This window comes from Salinigranum salinum (genome assembly GCF_009176545.1).
GTDB classification, from domain to species: domain Archaea; phylum Halobacteriota; class Halobacteria; order Halobacteriales; family Haloferacaceae; genus Salinigranum; species Salinigranum salinum.
In genome coordinates this window covers 923,640-941,402 of the sequence record NZ_VTOJ01000001.1, presented here as the reverse complement: position 1 = coordinate 941,402, position 17,763 = coordinate 923,640, and the positions used below count along the sequence as shown (strand labels likewise).

17 protein-coding genes are annotated in these 17,763 nt (G+C 67.6%); 8 read left to right on the top strand and 9 right to left on the bottom strand.

Translation table 11 applies throughout. The annotated features are described in order from the left end of the window. Positions 1–17 precede the first annotated feature (17 nt). The gene (locus FZP69_RS04470; protein WP_152040146.1) at positions 18–1,562 is read right to left on the bottom strand and encodes a TrkH family potassium uptake protein; all 1,545 of its coding nucleotides are present in this window, start codon (positions 1,560–1,562) and stop codon (positions 18–20) included. Between the two features lie 111 nt (positions 1,563–1,673). Further along, entirely contained in the window at positions 1,674–2,492 is an 819-nt protein-coding gene (locus FZP69_RS04465) for a universal stress protein (RefSeq protein ID WP_152040145.1), read from the bottom strand. A gap of 260 nt (positions 2,493–2,752) precedes the next feature. Between FZP69_RS04465 and FZP69_RS04460 the strand changes: the two genes are divergently transcribed. Further along, positions 2,753–3,871 carry an MFS transporter gene (locus tag FZP69_RS04460; protein WP_152041516.1) on the top strand — a complete coding sequence of 373 codons (1,119 nt, stop codon included), beginning with the start codon at positions 2,753–2,755 and terminating at the stop codon, positions 3,869–3,871. Positions 3,872–4,003: 132 nt separating this feature from the next. On the opposite strand, the gene FZP69_RS04455 is transcribed toward FZP69_RS04460, so the two are convergent. From FZP69_RS04455 to FZP69_RS04430, 6 genes are all read right to left on the bottom strand, one after another. Beyond that, a complete protein-coding gene (locus FZP69_RS04455) occupies positions 4,004–4,243 on the bottom strand; it encodes a hypothetical protein (RefSeq protein WP_152040144.1) in 240 nt (79 codons plus the stop codon). Positions 4,244–4,396: 153 nt separating this feature from the next. Continuing rightward, positions 4,397–5,200, bottom strand: coding sequence for an alpha/beta fold hydrolase (locus FZP69_RS04450; RefSeq protein WP_152040143.1), 804 nt, complete (start codon positions 5,198–5,200; stop codon positions 4,397–4,399). Positions 5,201–5,365: 165 nt separating this feature from the next. Continuing rightward, positions 5,366–5,992, bottom strand: a complete 627-nt coding sequence (locus tag FZP69_RS04445; RefSeq protein WP_152040142.1) for an Era-like GTP-binding protein — start codon at positions 5,990–5,992, stop codon at positions 5,366–5,368. 123 nt (positions 5,993–6,115) lie between these two features. After that, complete coding sequence (locus FZP69_RS04440; RefSeq protein WP_152041515.1) at positions 6,116–7,165, bottom strand: metal ABC transporter permease; 1,050 nt, start codon at positions 7,163–7,165, stop codon at positions 6,116–6,118. A gap of 5 nt (positions 7,166–7,170) precedes the next feature. Next, complete coding sequence (locus tag FZP69_RS04435) at positions 7,171–7,950, bottom strand: metal ABC transporter ATP-binding protein (RefSeq protein ID WP_152040141.1); 780 nt, start codon at positions 7,948–7,950, stop codon at positions 7,171–7,173. Beyond that, entirely contained in the window at positions 7,947–9,032 is a 1,086-nt protein-coding gene (locus FZP69_RS04430; protein ID WP_152040140.1) for a metal ABC transporter substrate-binding protein, read from the bottom strand. The genes FZP69_RS04435 and FZP69_RS04430 overlap by 4 nt, the downstream gene beginning before the upstream one ends. A gap of 218 nt (positions 9,033–9,250) precedes the next feature. On the opposite strand from FZP69_RS04430, the gene FZP69_RS04425 reads away from it, so the two are divergent. The 4 genes from FZP69_RS04425 to FZP69_RS04410 all read left to right on the top strand — a co-directional run bounded on the left by FZP69_RS04425 (position 9,251) and on the right by FZP69_RS04410 (position 12,063). Next, a complete protein-coding gene (locus tag FZP69_RS04425) occupies positions 9,251–10,396 on the top strand; it encodes an amidohydrolase family protein (protein ID WP_192918462.1) in 1,146 nt (381 codons plus the stop codon). Further along, complete coding sequence (locus FZP69_RS04420; RefSeq protein ID WP_152040138.1) at positions 10,396–10,752, top strand: Rieske (2Fe-2S) protein; 357 nt, start codon at positions 10,396–10,398, stop codon at positions 10,750–10,752. The genes FZP69_RS04425 and FZP69_RS04420 overlap by 1 nt, the downstream gene beginning before the upstream one ends. An 11-nt stretch (positions 10,753–10,763) precedes the next feature. Next, a complete protein-coding gene (locus FZP69_RS04415; protein ID WP_152040137.1) occupies positions 10,764–11,201 on the top strand; it encodes a hypothetical protein in 438 nt (145 codons plus the stop codon). Between the two features lie 70 nt (positions 11,202–11,271). Next, positions 11,272–12,063, top strand: coding sequence for an SDR family oxidoreductase (locus tag FZP69_RS04410; protein ID WP_152040136.1), 792 nt, complete (start codon positions 11,272–11,274; stop codon positions 12,061–12,063). Between the two features lie 106 nt (positions 12,064–12,169). Here the strand turns inward: FZP69_RS04410 and FZP69_RS04405 are convergent, their stop codons facing one another. Then, positions 12,170–13,354: an ABC transporter substrate-binding protein gene (locus tag FZP69_RS04405; RefSeq protein WP_152040135.1), complete on the bottom strand. Its 1,185-nt coding sequence runs from the start codon at positions 13,352–13,354 to the stop codon at positions 12,170–12,172. A 282-nt stretch (positions 13,355–13,636) separates the two neighbouring features. On the opposite strand from FZP69_RS04405, the gene FZP69_RS04400 reads away from it, so the two are divergent. The 3 genes from FZP69_RS04400 to FZP69_RS04390 all read left to right on the top strand — a co-directional run bounded on the left by FZP69_RS04400 (position 13,637) and on the right by FZP69_RS04390 (position 17,654). Next, a complete protein-coding gene (locus FZP69_RS04400) occupies positions 13,637–15,364 on the top strand; it encodes an ABC transporter permease (RefSeq protein ID WP_152040134.1) in 1,728 nt (575 codons plus the stop codon). A gap of 129 nt (positions 15,365–15,493) precedes the next feature. Then, positions 15,494–16,606 carry an ABC transporter ATP-binding protein gene (locus FZP69_RS04395; protein ID WP_152040133.1) on the top strand — a complete coding sequence of 371 codons (1,113 nt, stop codon included), beginning with the start codon at positions 15,494–15,496 and terminating at the stop codon, positions 16,604–16,606. A 388-nt stretch (positions 16,607–16,994) separates the two neighbouring features. Beyond that, positions 16,995–17,654, top strand: coding sequence for a DUF998 domain-containing protein (locus tag FZP69_RS04390; protein ID WP_192918461.1), 660 nt, complete (start codon positions 16,995–16,997; stop codon positions 17,652–17,654). Positions 17,655–17,763 lie beyond the last annotated feature (109 nt).

Genomic DNA, 17,763 nt, shown 5'->3' with positions numbered 1-17,763 from the left:
ACGAGCCCGTCGGCCGGTCACTGCCGCCAGAACGCCGGCGTGAAGATCAGGAGGACTGACAGCACCTCCAGTCGACCGATCCACATGAGCACTACCATGTAGAGCTTCGCCGCGTCGGAGAAGGGGAGGAAACTGTTCATCGGTCCGGCGAGACCGAATCCGGGTCCGACGTTGCCGAGCGTGGCGATGGCGACGCTCATCGCCTCGATCGCCGACAGCTCCAGTCCCGTCCGGAGCCCGTCGAGGAAGAGCAGAACCGTGGAGACGGCGAACAGCGCCAGAAAGACCATGACGAAGACGAGCACGCCCCTGACCGTCTCCTCGTCGAGCGGTGCGTCGGAGAGCCGCACCGGTCTGACGGCCTCGGGGTGGATCGTCGTGAACAGCTCCCGGGACATCGTCCGCTGGATGACGTACCACCGGACGATCTTGACCGACCCGGCGGCGGAGCCGGCCGACCCGCCGAGGAACATCGCGAGCATGAGCACGACCTGCGTCGACTGGTCCCACGTGTTGAAGTCCATGCTCGCGTACCCGGTGGTGGTGACGATGGCGATCGACTGGAACAGCCCGTGACGGAGGGCCCGCTCGGCGTTGCCCGGGATCGTCCCGACGTTCGACGGCACCGTCCCGAGGCCGACACCGGCGAACAGTAGTCCGCCGAGCAGGACACCCACGACGCCCATCGCGCCGAGGTACGCCCGGAACTCCTTGTTCCGGAGGAACCGGCCCGGATCGCCCCGGAGCGCGTACCAGTAGAGCGCGAAGTTCGTCCCGGCGACGATCATGAACAGCATGATGGCCCACTGGACCGCCGGCGAGAACGCCTCGGCGCTGCGGGCCTCGGGCGAGAACCCACCCGTGGGGAGCGTCGTCAGCGCGTGAGCGACCGCGTTGTAGACGCCCATGTTCGGTGCCACACCAGCTAGGTGGAGCCCGTAGTAGACCGCCGCGGCGGCGACGGTGAACCCGAGGTAGATCTTCCAGAGCACCGCCGCCGACTCCCGGATGCGCGGCGTCAGCTTCTCGATCGAGAGTCCGGGCGACTCCTCGTTCATCAGCTGGGCACCGCCGACGGAGAGTTCGGGGAGCACCGCGATCATGAGCACGAGCAGTCCCATCCCCCCGAACCACTGGGTGAACTGCCGCCAGAGGAGGATCGACCGGGTGTGTCGCTCGAAGGAGATCTCCCCGAGCACGGTCGCGCCCGTCGTGGTGAAGCCGGACATCGACTCGAACAGCGCGTTCACCGGGTCGGCGACGGTCCCCTGGCCGGCGACCAGGTACGGGATCGTCCCGACGATCGGGACGACGAGCCACGTGAGGCTGACGACGAGGAACGTCTCGCGGTGACCGATCTCCGTCTGCGGGTGGAGTCGTTCGAGGCCGACGCCGAGCCCGAACGCGACGACGGCCATCGCGAGGAACGGGAGCGGGCTCTCGCCGTAGTACAGCGCGACGACGGCGGGCAGCAACGGGGCGAGGGCGATGCGCGTGAGAACGGAGCCGACGACACGCAGACTCGCCCGGACGTCGACGTACCCACCGAGTTCGGCATCCATTCGTGCGCCGTGTGTCGGTTCGGTCGCCGTGAAAACGTTTCGTTCGACCACGCGACCGGCCGGCGGTCGGATATCAGATCGTCGGGACGACGGCGACGACAGTGTGTGCTATCAGCCCGCGATCGTGATCGCTCGCTGGGCCGAGAGCACGGCGTCCAGCGAGGTGCTCCCGAGGAGCACCTTCTGGACGCCCGAACGCTTCCGCCCACCCATGACGATGCCGTCGACGTCGCGTTCCTCGGCGGCGTCGAGGATCGTGCTCACGACCTCGCCACCGACCGCGACCCGTTCGACGGGGATCCCGCTCGCTTCGAGGTCGTCGGCCGCCTCCACCGCGGACTGGACCTCCGCGAACACGTGCGACGGAGCGCCCGCGTAGTCCTGGTGCGGGAACACGTACAGCACGGTCGCCTCGACGTCGCCGCCGGCCTCGTGGAGGCTCGAGACGTACGCCGTCTGGCGGAGCGCGCGGTCGACGTCGCGGTCGACCGGGACGAGCAGGTGTCGCACACCCTCGCCGAGGACGACGCGCTCGCCCGTGACCGTCACCGGGCGCTCCGTCGAGACCACGACGTCGTTGACGGTGCTCCCCAGCAACACCCGCGCCACGCCGGATCGGTCGCGACCGGCCACGACGATCTCGTCGACGTCGTGGTCGTCCGCGGTGCGGACGATCTGCTCGGCGGCCCCGCCGTCGTCGACGACCCGGCGGACGTCGACCCCCGCCGCCTCGATGGTGTCGGCCGCCTCCACCGCGGCGTCGACCTCCTCGAACTCGACGTCCTCCGCGCGGCCGAACGTCTCCGGCGTCACCACGAAGAGGACGGTCGCCTCGACGTCCTCGACGGTCTCCGCGAGTCGGTTTACGTACCGCGACTGGTGGACGGCGCGCCCGATGTCGCGGTCGACTGGAACGAGTAGTCGGTACATGTTCGAACGGTACACCCGCAGCAACATAATTACTAGTTGACATTCTCGTGCGGCGAGAAGATCACCGCGAGGGTGTCAGCGTCGACACGGTGTCGGCGTCGATACTGTATCTGCGTCGGCACGGTAGCAGTGTCGGCGTCGACACGGTATCGGCGGAGATCAGACGGAGTCAAAACCCCCTCGGCCCAAGCGGAGGCGTGGACAGTCACGGACGGACGTCGGCGGACGGCGAGCGGTTGACGAGCGGCCGGGCCGGGCGGATGCTCGTGACGCTCTCGATAGGGTGGGCGGTCGTCCAGGGCGGACGGTTCGTCCTCTCGCCGCTGCTCCCGGCGATCATCGCCGACCTCGGGATCACGGAGGCGACGGCCGGCATCGCGTTCGCCGCGCTCGGCGGCGTGTACGCGCTCACACAGTATCCCAGTGGTCGCCTCTCGGACCGGTGGTCGCGGGCGACACTCATCGTCCCCGGACTGGTCGTGATGATCGTCGGCTTCGCCCTCCTGAGCGGTGTCGAGTCGTACCTCCCCTTCGTGCTCGCGTCGGTGGTGATCGGCCTCGGCAAGGGGCTGTTCGCCATCCCCTCGCGCGCGCTGGTGTCCGACCTGTACGTCGAGCGGCGCGGCCGCGCGCTGGGCGTCTTCACCGCCGGGACCGACGTCGGCGGCCTGCTCGCCTCGGCCGCCGCCGTCGTCGTCCTCGCGTCGGCGACGTGGCACGCCCCGTTCGTCCCCGTCGCCGTCGCGCTCGCCGTCGTGGCGGTCGTCTTCGTCGGCCTGTCGGACGAACCGTACCGTGTCGAGCCGGCCAGCCTCGACGTGTCGACCACGGTTCGCCGCCTCGTCGCCTCCGGTGACCAGCGCCGGACGCTCGTCGCCTTCGCGCTCTTTTACTTCATGGTCGGCGGCTTCATCAACTTCTTCCCGACGTACCTCGCCCAGGCGAAGGGGTTCTCCGAGAGCCTCGCGTCGGTCGCGTTCGCGGTCGTCTTCGTCGTCGGGTTCGCCACGAAGCCGGTGGCGGGCGGCCTCTCGGATCGCTTCCGTCGACAGGACGTCTCCGCGGCGGGGCTCGCCGTCGCGGCGGTCGCCCTCGCCGTGATCGTCGTCGCCGACTCGTCGCTCGTCGTCTGGGCGAGCACGCTCGTCCTCGCGCTGGGGTACAAGACGCAGTTCCCGCTCGCCGACGCCATCGTGATGGACGACGCGCCCGCCGACGGGATGGGGGCCGACCTCGGAGCCGCACGTGCGCTGTTCCTCACCGCGAGCGCGGTCGGCCCCGCGTACGTCGGCATCGTCGCCACCTACGCCGGCTACACCCTCGCGTTCGGCAGCCTCGCGGCCAGCCTCCTCGTCGCGGCGCTGTTCGTGTGGCGGTGACGCGGTGCTGGCTCACGATCGAGAGCGAGTTGCGTGACGGGAGGGGCGGGAGAAGGGACGGAAACGGTGCGTCAGTCGACTCCGTGTGGGTCGAGGCGTAGTCGGATCAGCCGGGGGGCGTCGACACGCGCGTCAGTCGGGTGTCGACACGTGCGTCAGTCGGTGCCACTCGGTCTCGCCGCGGTCGCGTTCGAGTCGACAGCCGTCGCCACAGCGCGGACAGGTGAACAGTCGGTACTCGACGCGCGGGCTGAACAGCCCACCCGTCCGCCGGGTGCCCGCGATGAACGGCTCCATCTCGGCCCCACAGTCGCATAGCGGAGCGCCGTGCTCGCCCAGTTCGACGTCCGCGGACGTGTGCATTCGGGCCATGTGTGACTAGACACCACGTATCATATATAACTCCGACGCCGATCGCCGGTTCGTCCCGCGTGCGGTCGTCGACCGTGGTAATCGGCCCCGAACGGGTCATCTCCGTCGACGGTGTCCCCCCGACACCGCGGGACGCCCGTCGCGCGCGCCGGCTCAGTCGTGGACGAGCCACGCCAGCGCGTCCCGCCGGCAGTCGAGGAGGGTGCCGAGGTGGTCCGTGTCCCGGGTCGCCACCCGCCCGCCGGCGTGTCGGACGAACTGGCGAACGGGGTCGACGGGAGTGTTCGCGTCCCGCGTGCCGTGCCACGCGTGGATCGGCACGGACGGAACGGTCGGTTCGGTCGCATCCGCCGCGAACAGACGGTTCTCGCGGGCCGGGGCTCGCGCCCCCTGACGGAGCGCCTCGTGGAAGTCGGCCGCGACCGCGTCAGCGACCGGGTCCGCGACGTCCCGGTCGGTGTACTGGCCGACCACGAGTGCCGGGCCGCCGACCCGCGCGACGGCGTCCGAGACGCCGAAGAGGAGACGGAGCGCGAGCGGGAGCCGCGCGAGGGTGGCGAGCCACCCGTCGATCGGTGGGACGACGGCACTGACGAGTCCCAGCCGCGTCGTCCGGTCGCTCGTCGCCGCCGCGAGGGCGAACGGGCCGCCGCCCGAGAAGCCGAGGCTCGCCGCGTGGTCGACCGACTCGGCCGCGAGGAGTCGCTCGCAGTCGGTCCGCCAGTCCGCCCACGTCCACCCCATCGGGGGTGGCGACGAACGGCCGTACCCCGGCCTGTCCGGGACGACGAGTCGGACCCCGACTGCCGAGGCGGCGTCCGCGAGGAGCGCCGCGAACAGTCGCGAACCGGGCGTTCCGTGGTGGACGAGCACCGGCGTCCCATCGGGGTCGCCGGCGACCGCGTACGCGAGGGTGCGGCCGTCCGGAAGCGTCACGTCGTCTGTCGGCGGCGTCACGTCGTCGGTCCTCGAGTCGATCCGCGAACGAGTGGAGGGCACGGTGTAAACGTTCGCCCCGACGTCCCGTAACCGCTTCGCCGCGGGCCCTCGATGGGACGAGCGCGAGAACGAGGGCCCGGTCGGAGGGAGCGGCGAGACCACCCCACCCGAGAACGGAGGTCGCTACCCGAACCGATCGGCGATGGCCGCGTAGAGCGCGTCGGCGTTGTCGCCCGTGAGCCCCGAGACGGGAACCACGTCGTAGTGGGGGAACGCGTCGGCGACCTGCTCCGTGTCGGCGTCGGCGTGGTCGATCTTGTTGGCGACGAGGACGAGCGGGAGCCCCTGGTTCTCGGCGATGCCCAGCAGCATCCCGTTGACCTGCTCGTGGGGGTCGCGCGTCGCGTCGAGCACGTAGATGACGCCACCGACCTCCTCGCGGAGGACGCGTATCGAGTCGCCGATCCCCTGCGTCGCCCCGCGCGCCCGCTCCCGGGCGTCGGCCTCGCTCAACCCGTGGTCGCGGAAGGCGGCGTGGTCGACCTCGGTCGCGACGCCGGGCGTGTCGACGACGTCGACCGTGACCGTCCCCTCGTCGTGTTCGATCTCGATCCCGTCGGCGCGCTGGGCGTGCTGGGTCTCGTGAGGGACCTCGCTCGCGTCGCCGACGGTGACGTCGGCCCAGTCCGAAGCGATGCGGTTGGCGAGCGTCGTCTTGCCGGCGTTCGGTGGCCCGTACAGCCCGATCGTCGCGGGGACCTGTGCGGGATCCGGGAAGAGGGCGGACTTGAGTCGTGCGAGAATACCCATCGTGTGTCTACCTCGGCCGCGTGCGGAGAGGTAGCGCTCACCGCTACTTGAAGCTCCGTCAGACGCACGACCGACGGAATCGGGTGGATCGCAGGCGAGTCGACGCGTCGACGCTGCCCGGTCTCAGTCCGACGGCGACTCGGTCTCGTCGGGGGCGATCCGTCCCATCTCCAGGGTCGCGTCCTCGCCCATCGCCGTCTGTAGCTTCCCGACGACGACCGCGACGACGTAGATGGCGACCGCCACGAGGACGATGACGCCGCCCGCGGTGGCCTCGCCGTAGTACGAGACGCCCATGCCGAGGAGCACGGCGAGTTCGGCGAGGACGACGGAGACGACGATCGACTCGGAGAAGCTGCGCGACACCTGCGCCGCGCCGGCCACCGGCACGACGAGCATCGCGGCGACGAGGATGACGCCCATGATCTGCATCGCACCCACGACGACCATCGCGGTCAACATCACGAGCATCCGGTTGTACCACTTGACGGGGATGCCGGAGACGGCGGCGGCAGTCTCGTCGAACGTGACGTACAGCAGCTGGTTTCGCGTCACCGCGACCGTGGCGACGATGACCGAAAAGAGGACGAGCAGGATGGCGGCGTTCTCCGCCGAGACGGTGGAGAGGTTGCCGAAGAGGAACTGGTTGATCCCCACGGCGAGGCCGCCGGCGTTGATGCTGATGAGCGTCGTCCCGAGCGCGAAGCCCGTCGAGAGCACGATTGCCATCGAGACGTCGTTGTACGCGTCCGTCACCTCCGAGATGAGTTCGATCAACAGCGCCGCGATCATGGCGACGACGACCGCCGTGAGGTACGGGGAGACGCCCAGATCGATCACCGCGTTGAGGAAGAGCCCGACCGCGACGCCGGCGAAGGCGGTGTGCGCCAGCGCGTCGCCGATGAGCGCCAGCTGGCGGTGCACCAGGAAGGTCCCGATGAGGGGGGCCATCACCCCGATACACAGCCCCACCAGTATCGCCCGGTGCATGAACTGGTACTGCAGGAGTTCGAGACCGGTCAGCCGCGCGAGCCGGAACATGGCGTCCGACCACCAAGAGAGCAGCCAGTAGAGCGGGGCGAACAGCGCGTCGAGCGGGCTCCCGCCCGACTGGAGCGCGACGGCGAGGGCGTTCGTCCCGGTACCGGCGTCGGACTCGACCCCGACAGCCATCCCGGTCATCGCGACCCTCCGAGGAACGACGCCGCGGTGCCGAACGCCCGTGCGAGCGCGTCGCTCTCGACGAACTCCGCGGTAGGGCCGTCGAAGTAGATCTCGCGGTTGAGACAGACTACCCGCTCGGCGTGGTCGGTGACGGCGCCGAGGTCGTGTTCGATGAGCACGATGGTGATGCCCTCGTAGTTGAGCGTCTTGAGCAGTTCGTAGAACGCCTCGACGGACTCGGCGTCGACACCCACCGTGGGTTCGTCGAGGACGAGCAGGTCGGCCTCGCTCGCCAGCGCCCGGGCGATGAACGCGCGCTGGCGCTGGCCGCCGGACAGCTGCGTCACGCGGCGGTCGGCGAACGCCGTCATCCCCACGGTGTCGAGCGCGCGGTCGACGATGCGTCGGTCCGTGCGGGAGAGTCGGCCGAAGCCGACGTGCGGGAATCGGCCCATCCGAACCACCTCGCGGACGGTGATGGGCATCTCCTTCGACGCGCTGGCGTGCTGGGCGACGTACCCCAGACGAGCGCCGTCGTCGAACCGGTGGGCGGGCTCGCCGAACAGCCGCGCGGTGCCCTCGTCCGGGCGGAGCAGCCCGAGCATGAGCTTCATCACCGTCGACTTCCCCGAGCCGTTGGGGCCGACGACGGCGACGTACTCGCCCGGATCGATCCGCAGCGAGACGTCCTCGACGACCGGGGTGGCGGTGTAGCCGAAGTCCACTCCCGAGAGTTCGACCACGGCGCCGTCGCCGGCCGTGACGTCCCTCTCCCGACTCCCTGCGGCGCTCATTCGAAGTTCCTCCACTGCGCGTCCCAGCCGTCGGGGCCGGCTTCTTCGGGCGGCTTGTTCCCGAGCACGACCTCGAACGTCGGCATGTTGATGTTGTACGCGATCTCCTCGTACCCCCAGCCCATCTCGACCCAGTCCTCCCGGACGCCGGCGTACGGGGTCACCGGGTAGTACGCCTCGACGTCGGTCTCGGCGATCAGCTGCTGGGCTGGGCGGCGCGTCTCGAACACCGCGGCACCGATGTACCGGATACCGTTCTCCTCGATGACGCGTTTGGCCTCGGTGATGTCCGAGGGTTTGACGTCGCCGCTCGCCGCGAGGTTCACGACGAGGGGGCGCATCTCGACGCCGTAGCGGACGCCGAGGTACTGAAACGCGTTGTGGGCCGCCAGCTGGACGACGTTCCGCGGAGCGCTGTCGAAGATGGCCCGGTAGTCGCGGTCGATCCGGTCCAGCACGTCGGTCTTGTACGTCTCCGCGTTCGCGCGGAAGGTGTCCGCGTGTTCGGGCGCGAGCTCGACGAACCCCTCGGTGATGTTGTCCACCGACTGTTTGGCGCGCTGGGGGTCGAGCCAGAAGTGCGGGTCCTGCCCGCGGCCCTCACCGACGCCCTCCTCCTCCGGGTCGAGGCTCGCGGCGAGGTCGACCAGTTCGACACCCTCGCGGACGTTGATGAGCTGCGTGTCGACGCCGTCGTCTTTCAGCGTCTGGATGGCGCGGTCGGCCCACGGCTGGAAGTTCTCGCCGACGTGGACGAACGCGTCCGCTTCGATGATGTCCCTCGTGATGCTCGCGTTGGGCTCCCAGCCGTGTCCGTGGAGGCCCGTGGGAACGAGGTTCCGCACTCGGACGGGCGTGTCGCTCGCGACCGTGCGGGCGAAGTCGAAGAAGCTGAAGAAGGAGGCGACGACGACCGGGCCCCCCCCGTCGTCGGTCGCGTCCGCGGTGGCGTTGCTCCCCTGTTCGACCCGCCCACCGGCAGTACAGCCGGCGAGGCCGGCTGTGATCAGACTGGTTCCGGCAGCGAGTGCCTGCCGTCGTGAGAGAGGTCGTCGCGTCGGCGACGGTTCCGCGTCGGTCATGCTCACGGTCACATAAGAGAGGACAACATAAGAATGCTACTGAACAAACTCATAAATTAGACGCGTCTAAAATAACCGCGATGCCGCGATCCGGGCGGCGACAGCCGGTCACCGAAACGAGCAGGCGTACCACCGGAGCGGCCGGTTCGCCGCGCCTGCAGTCGCCGGACGTCACCCCCGAGAGTATAAGTACGCATATGCGAATAGCTCTCACACGCATGTCCCTCTCAAGCGAACGGACGCTGAAGCGCGTCAGCGATCTCGACGTGATCGTCAGCTCGGACGAGCACGTGAGCGAGGCGGTCGAGGACTTCCTGCCGTACATCGACGAGGACCGATACGGCGGGATCAAGCGGATCATCGAACAGTCGAGCGAGCCCTGGCGCGAGCTGTTCTCCGTGACGACGGCGCTCCCGCCGTTCTCGAACACGGCGATGGCGTCGAACTACGGCGGCGCGGACGGTGTGATGCAACAGGGCGAGGACAAGCTGGAGACGAAGCTGCTCCGGCTGGACGAGTTCGACATCGACCACGGCATCATCAACCCCACGCTGATGGTCGCGCTGCCGACGGTGAACAACCCGCAGGCGGCGGCGGCGCTGACGCAGGGGTACAACGAGTGGGTGTACGAGACGTTCGTCACCCAGTCCGACCGGCTGTCGATGGCGATCGTCGTTCCCGGCCAGGACCCGACGATGGGTGCCGAGGAGATCAGAAAGTGGGGGGGGAAGGACGGCGTGGTCGCCGTCCAGCTCGGCGCGACCGGCCACCGCATTCCGGTCAGTCACGAGTGGTGGGACCCGATCTACACGGCCGCCCAGGAACAGGACCTCCCCGTGACGTACCACAGTTCGTTCCCGGCGATCGGCCACGGGTTCCCGCTGCAACACCGCTGGCACGAGCTGTTCGCACAGGACAAGGTCGTCGCCCACCCGTTCTCGCAGATGTGGAACCTCGTGAAGCTCCTCTACGAGGGAGTGCCGATGCGGTACCCCGACCTGACGTTCGTCATCCAGGAGGCCGGAATCGGGTGGATCCCGTACTGGAGGATGCGGCTCGACCGGTACCACCTCGGGCTCGGCGACGAGATGCCGATGCTCGACAAGCTCCCGAGCAAGTACATCGACGAACGCTTCTACTTCACGACGCAGCCGGTCGGCCACACCGACCGCGAGATGAAACACGTCGCCCAGCTGGCCGAGATGGCGGGCCCGGAGAACCTGATGTACGCGGCCGACATCCCGCACTCGGACTTCGACACGCCCGAGGAGCTGTTCACGCCGATCAAGGGCGAACTGGCCGACGACCAGGTCCGCGGCATGATGGGCGAGACCGCGCGCGACGTCTTCGGGATCGACGTGTAATGGTCAGGCACAGAGTCGCCTCCACCGACGACATCGGGGAGAACGAGCGGATCATCGTCGAGGTCGGCGGGGCCGAGATCGCCGTGTTCCACACGGGCGGGGAGTACCACGCCGTCCTGAACTACTGCGTCCACCAGTCGGGACCGCTGTGTGAGGGGGCCCTCCTGGGGAAGATGGTGGCCGAGCCACCGGATTTCACCTGGCAGTACGACGACGAGCCGCGGGTGGTCACCTGCCCGTGGCACAACTGGAAGTTCGACATCAAGACCGGCGAGAACATCCGGGACGCCACGTACCGCGTGCCGACGTTCGAGACGGAGGTCGAAGACGGCGAGATCTACGTCGTCAGGGAGTGACCCGAGAACCGATGACCGACGCCGACGACAGCACCGACGCCGACGACACCGTCTCCCGGCTCGCGAACAACCCACCCGGCTTCGACGAGGAGGACCCCTACGCCGACACGGACGTCGACGCCCTCCCGTCGTGGTGGCGGCAGAACCTCGAATCGTTCCGCGATCACGAGATGCGACCGTACCGCCCCCCGACGTTCGCGGACGGGACGGTGCTCCCCGAACGCGTCGAGACGCTCGAATCCGAGCTGGGCGTCGAGATCCGCTTGCGGAAACGGATCACGAGCGACGCGGACGAGGGCTGGACGCTGTTCGTCGATCGCAGTCCCGTGGCGCACGTCGAGCGGGTCCGAAACGAGGAGGGGCGGTCCGTCTACGAGATCGCGGCCGACGAGTTCGAGGCGCTCGTTCGCGACGCCGTCGACGACTCCCCGACACCCGACGACGCGTAGCTCGGCGTCTCCGGTCACGGCACCGTCCGACCGCAGAAAGAACCTTGTCCCTGCGCTCGTATCGAGGACGATGGATCTCGATCTCGACGGCGACACGGCCGTCGTCATGGCGTCGACGAGCGGACTCGGATACGGTGTCGCACGGGCGTTCGTCCGCGAGGGCGCGAACGTCGTGGTCAACGGACGCGACGAGACGAAGCTCGACGCGGCACGGACGGAACTCGAATCGATGTCGACGGGCGGCGGCGTCGCGGCGGTAGCGGCCGACCTCACCGATCCGGCAGCCGCGACCGAGCTCGTGACGGCCGCCGTCGACTCGTTCGGCGGCCTCGACCACGTCGTCACGAACAGCGGTGGGATCCCCTCGGGGCCGTTCACGTCGCTCTCGGACGCGGAGTGGCAGGCGGCGTTCGACGGGGTGGTGTTGAGCGTCGTACGACTGCTTCGCGCGGCGATCCCACACCTCGAAGACGGCGGTGGGACGATCGTCTCGATCGGCTCGCGGAGCGTGAAAGAGCCGCACGAGTCGCTGGTGCTGTCGAGTTCGGTGCGGCCCTGTGTCGCCGGGTTGATCAAGAGCCTCTCGCGAGAGCTCGCGCCGGACGTGCGGGCCAACGTCGTCCTGCCGGGGCCCCACGAGACGGCGGGAATCCGATCGCACGTCGAAGATGGGGTCGAGCGCGGGTCGTACGCATCGTACGACGAGGGACTCGCGTCGCTGGTCGACGACGTGCCGCTCGAACGGATGGGCGATCCCGACGAGTTCGGTTCGGTCGTCGCCTTTCTCTGTTCGGAGCGGGCGAACTACGTCACGGGCGAGTCGCTACTGATCGAGGGCGGATCGTCCCGGTCCGTGCTCTGAACCCGTCGGCGGTTCCTGACCCCGACCGCGCGCAGTCGTTGTCGGGGCCGAGGTCGCCGACGACTCGGACGAACGACGGGCCGACAAGCGAGCGACGGCCCGGCGCTCAGCCGAAGATCTCCTCGTACCGCTCGATCCAGGTCTCCGGGTCGTTGTAGTACGACTGGTCGTTGTACGCCACGGGGAGGATCTCGACCTCGGAGGGGATCGTCCCCTCGAACTCCTCGGCCGCGATGTCCCCTCGTGCCGGGACCCGTCCCGTCTCGGCGACCGCCCGCTGGCCCTCCTCGCTGAGGAACCACGTGGCGAACAGTTCGGCGGCGTTGGGGTTCTCGCTGTCCGCGCTCAGGTAGATCGGCAGGTTGAGCGCGACCGTCGGTTCGAGCCACAGCCCCTCGACGGGTTCGCCGTCCTCCTGGAGCGCCAGGGTGTCGCTGAGCGACCCGATGATGACGTCGACCTCGCCCTGGACGAGGAGCCGCGAGGATTCGCTGGAGCTCTCCGTGAGCACCGGGTTGTTCTCATTGATCGCGGTCAGGTTCTCCCGCCACGTGTCGGCCCCCCAGATGTCGCGGAGCGTCGCCAGCTGGCCGCCGGAGACGTTGAGGATCGCCGGGTTGTCCATCGCGATGCGTCCTTCGAGCGCGGAGGACGCGAAGTCCTCGTAGCCGGTCGGGATCTCGTCCTCGCTCACGCGCTCGGTGTGGTACATCACCTGGATCGGGAAGAGGTAGCCGGGGATCGCCGGGAGCGTGTAGCTGTCGTCCGGGTAGTTCTCCGTGACGAACTGCATCAGTTCGCCGTCCGGATCGGGCTCCCGGAAGACGCCGACGTCGACCAGTGGCGACATCGTCCCCTGGGTGTTGATCGCGGCGTCGGACTGGACGTTGCCCGTCTGGTACTCCGTCGACATGCTCGACGCGATGTTCGAGGGGCCCTGCGAGACGAGGTTGAACTCCATCCAGTCGTACGTCTCGCGGAAGGGTGGGAGGATCGTGTTCCGCATCCCCGCCTCGTCGATCACCGAGTAGAACGTCATCGAGCCCTCCTCGCGGGCACGGGCTTCGAGACCGTCGCCACCGCCTCCATCGCCGCCTTCACCGCCGTCACCGCTGTCGTCGCCGCTATCGCCGTCACCGCTTCCGCCGTCACCACCACTATCGTCACCACTGCCACCGTCGCCGCCGTCACCGCCGTCGCCGCCGTCGCCGCCGGTGCATCCGGCGAGCGCTGCCGTTCCGGCCGTCGACCCGAGCAACGCGAGCAGTCGCCTCCTGTTTAGTGATACCATTTCACATAACGTGTTGCAGAAGGCATCTATATAAAGATATGTTACCACGGACTCATCGGTTCCACCGATTCGTCTGGTCCGCCGATTCGATTCACCTGTTCCATCGACTCGTCTGGTTCGCTGGCTCGTCTCGCTCCGGAAGGCTCGGTTGACTGCTCCGGCGTTTCGCGGCGCGGTTCCGCCGGAGAGGAGGGGAACGGGGGTTCATTTCACGCCGATCTCGTCGGGAACATCCGTCAGCTATAGATAGTTGATCGAAGACTCGAACCGTAGGTGCGCAGTGTGAGCCTTCAACCCGAACACGGCTATCAGATTCGTTCACGGCTGGGAGAGGCGGCGGATCCCCGGTGGATCCCGCTGTACGTCACACTGGGGTTTCTGGTCATCTTCCTGGCCACGGTCGTCGCGCTGTTCGCCGGGACGACGCTGTTCGGGATCGGCGAGGACACCGGGATCACGCTCGCGCAGATCCAGGAGGTGTTGTTCAACGTCGAGACGGCGATCATCATCCGGGACACGATCGCCATCGGGATCGGTGCGGGAGCGATCTCGGCAGCGATCGGGGCCATCTACGCGTGGCTCGTCATCCGCACCGACATGCCCGGCGCACGGCTGTTCAGGATCATCGTCATCCTCCCACTGTCGATGCCGTTCATCGTGAAAGGCATCGGCTGGATCGCCGTATTGAACCCGCAGTTCGGGATAGTCAACGTCTTCTTCAGGGAGACGTTCGGCTTCATCCTGTTCGACATCTACTCCATCTGGGGGATCATCTTCGCGATCGGGTTCGGCGGGTTGCCCCTGGCGTTCCTCATAACCGAGCCCGCCGTGCGGTCGATCGATCCGAGCCTGGAGGAGAGTTCCCGGATCGCCGGCCGCGGACTCCTCGGGACGTTCGTCCGGGTCACGCTCCCACTGCTGTTCCCTGCGATGTTCTCGACGTTCATGCTCGTCATGATTTTCTCGCTCGGGAACTTCGACTACCCGTTCCTGCTGGGGGCGTCGCAGGGTGGGATCGACACCCTCGCGACCGAGATCTTCGCGGTGATCCGTGGGACGCCGATCCCCAAGTACAACGTCGCGGGCATCTACAGCCTGGTGTACGTCCTGATCGCGTTCATCGCGATCACGATCTACTGGCTGACGACGCGCAAGTCCTACAAGTACCAGACGGTGTCGGGCGGATCACGCCAGACCGTCCACAACCTCGGCCGGTGGAAGTACCTCGCCATCGCCATCTGCCTCACCCTCTGGGGGCTGTCGTTCGTCGCCCCGTTCCTCGGGATGCTGTTCATGTCGTTGACGCCGCGGATCAGCGCCATGTTCAGCCTCCAGTTCACCCTCGCGAACTACGCCGAACTGTTCAGCATCCCGTCGCTGACTGACGTCGTCGTCAACACGCTCGTGGCGGGCTTCGCGGCGGGTCTGCTGACGGCGATCCTCGCGACGTTCATCGCCTACACCAGCCTCAAGTACGATCGGTTCACCGGTCTGGGCGACTACGTCTCGACGATCCCGCTGGGGTTCCCACCGATCGTCTACGGGCTGGCGATCTTCTGGCTCGTGCTGCTCCTCCCGGGCGTCAGCGCGACGTACGGAACCATCATCCCGCTGGTGCTGGCGCTGGTGTTCACGCGACTCCCGCACGGGACCCGGATGATCACCAGCAACCTCATCCAGATCTCGGACGAACTCGAGGAGGCGTCGTCGATCAGCGGCGCGTCGTGGACGACCACGTTCCAGAAGGTCATCGTCCCGTTGATCAAGGGCGGAGTCACCAACGCCTTCCTCTACTCGTTCATCGGATCGATGCGCGAACTCGGGGCGGTCGTCCTCTTGATCACGGCGGGGAACAACGTCCTCACGAACCTGCTCCTGCAGATGTACAGCCAGGACGCCAGCGCACTGCCGACCGTCGCCGCCGGGTCGATGATGTTGTTCTTGATGATCCTCGTGTTCGTGCTCTTCTACGAGTCCATCGGGGCGGGCAAGTACAATGCCCGGATGTGAGCCACGCGGACGCGGTCACGCGCGTCCGTCGCGGTTCGTTCGCCCTGCGGACAATGGCAAGTTCGGGCGGCCGTATCCGACTGTTTATGAATGTGAGTCATCTACACACATGCAACGCACCCACAACCCATGACGATAACCGTCGAGAACCTCACCAAGAAGTACTCCAGCGGCCAGGAGGAGGTCGTCGCGGTCGACGACGTCAGCTTCGAGGCCACACAGGGCGAACTGTTCACACTGCTCGGACCCAGCGGCTGTGGGAAGACGACGACGCTCCGGTGTCTCGCCGGCCTCGAACAGATCAACGGCGGCACGATATCGATCGGCGGCGAGACGGTCGCGACACCGAAGCAGTCGACCAAACCGGAACACCGCGACATCGGTCTCGTCTTCCAGTCGTACGCCCTGTGGCCGCACATGACTGCCCGGGAGAACATCCTGTACGCGCTGAAGGCTCGCGACTGGCCGAAGAACGACCGGGAGAACCGGATCGAGGAAGTGCTCGAACTCGTCGGGCTCCCGGAGATCGGTGGGCGGTACCCCTCTGAACTCAGCGGTGGCCAACAGCAGCGGATCTCGTTCGCCCGGGCCGTCTCCTACGAGCCGTCGGTGCTGTTGATGGACGAACCGTTGAGCAACCTGGACTTCAAACAGCGCCGACGGATGCGACGGCTCCTCCTCGAGATGCTCCAGGAGGTCGGCATCACGACGGTGTACGTCACCCACGACCAGGAGGAGGCGTTCGAGATCTCCGACGAGACGCTCGTGTTGAACACCGGGCAGAAGGCTCAGCAGGGGACGCCCCAGGAGCTGTACAAGAACCCGACGTCGCCGTTCGTGGCGGACTTCCTCGGCGAGGCGAACCTGTTCGACGCGACCGCGCGGGACGTCGACGCGGCAGCGGGGGTGGCGCAGTGTGAGGTCCGCTCGGGTGGCACCACGATCGAGATGGAGTGTAGCTTCCAAGACGAGTCGGTGCTGAAGGACCCGATCGTCGTCATCCGTCCCGAGGACGTCCGACCGGGTGCGTACACCGACGGGGCGACGGTCGCCGACGAGCGAAACCGCTGGGATGGGACGGTCTCGCACCAGTTCTACCGCGGGAGTTTCACCCAGAACATCATCGACGTCGGCGAGATCAGGTTCAAGTGCAAGACCGACAAGCCGGTGCTCGACGAAGGGCAGGACGTCAGCATCGTCGTCGAGCCGTCGGACGCCAAGCTGGTCCACGACGAGGTGTGACTCGGAATCTGGTGGGCGGATCTGAGGGGGGTACGGCTCGGTTGCATCCCCCCGACCTCCTTGCAGACAAGACCTCCCACGTACGTCCCGAGGACGACGATCGAGAGCGCCAGCACGAGACGTCTCAGTGGGGTGATTCCGAACGTCTGGAGCGAGTTCGTGAACACGCCGTAGATACCGGCCGTAGCTCACAGTGGTGAGAGGAGACACGATGAAGTCGTGTCCGTGGCTTCCGGGCGTGAGGCAGACACGCCCGGTGTGTCGCACGGACGATGGGACCGTTCACCGATCGAGGGTTCCAATAGAGACGGAAGGGCGTTCCCGTGCCACGAGAACTGACGGGCCGGTATATCTCCTCAGCGGACGTCCGAGAACCCGTGAGCCACCCATGACGCACTTCGACGCCCGCGAGCGAACCACTCTCTCGATTCGAGGGCTGGCGCTCGACAGCCGAAAGCTGGCGGGGACGTCCTTCCTCGTCCTCGCCGCAGGGTTCGTGACGGTCATCATGCTCGCGGCCGCGATGGTCCCCGGCTACGACTTCCGGGGCGCTGCGATCAGCGACCTCGGGACGTTCCCCGAGACGGCGCTCCTGTTTAACGGTTCACTTGTACTCGTCGGTCTGCTGAATCTCGCAGGGGGGTACCTCCTCTATCGGACCCACGGCGAGCGGTGGCTCCTGACCGTCTTCGCGCTCGCCGGAGTCGGCGCGATCGGTGCCGGGCTCTTCCCGCTCGACACCGGTGGACTCCACGGCCTGTTCGCGCTGCTGGCGTTCCTGTTCTTCAACGTCCAGGCGCTCGGGACGGCCACTCGCCTGGACGGTGCGATGCGAGCCCTGTCGGCTTTCGCGGGGGGCGTGGGCCTCGTCTTCGTCGTGCTGATGGCGCTCGGCGACGCCGGCAATGCGTCGGCGTTCGGACCCCTCGGTCACGGGGGCACCGAGCGGATGATCGTCTACCCCGTGATGCTCTGGCTGGTCGCCTTCGGGGGCTACCTGCTCGCGAAGAGCGAGGGAGCAGACATGCCCACCCAGCCCGCTGCGTGAGTGCTCTATCTGACCTCCCGGTCGGAAGCGCTCCGACCCCGCACGACGTCCCGTGCCAGAATCGCCCTGTCCGCTCGGTTCCGGGGCGAAACTCCCGACCACCCATCGC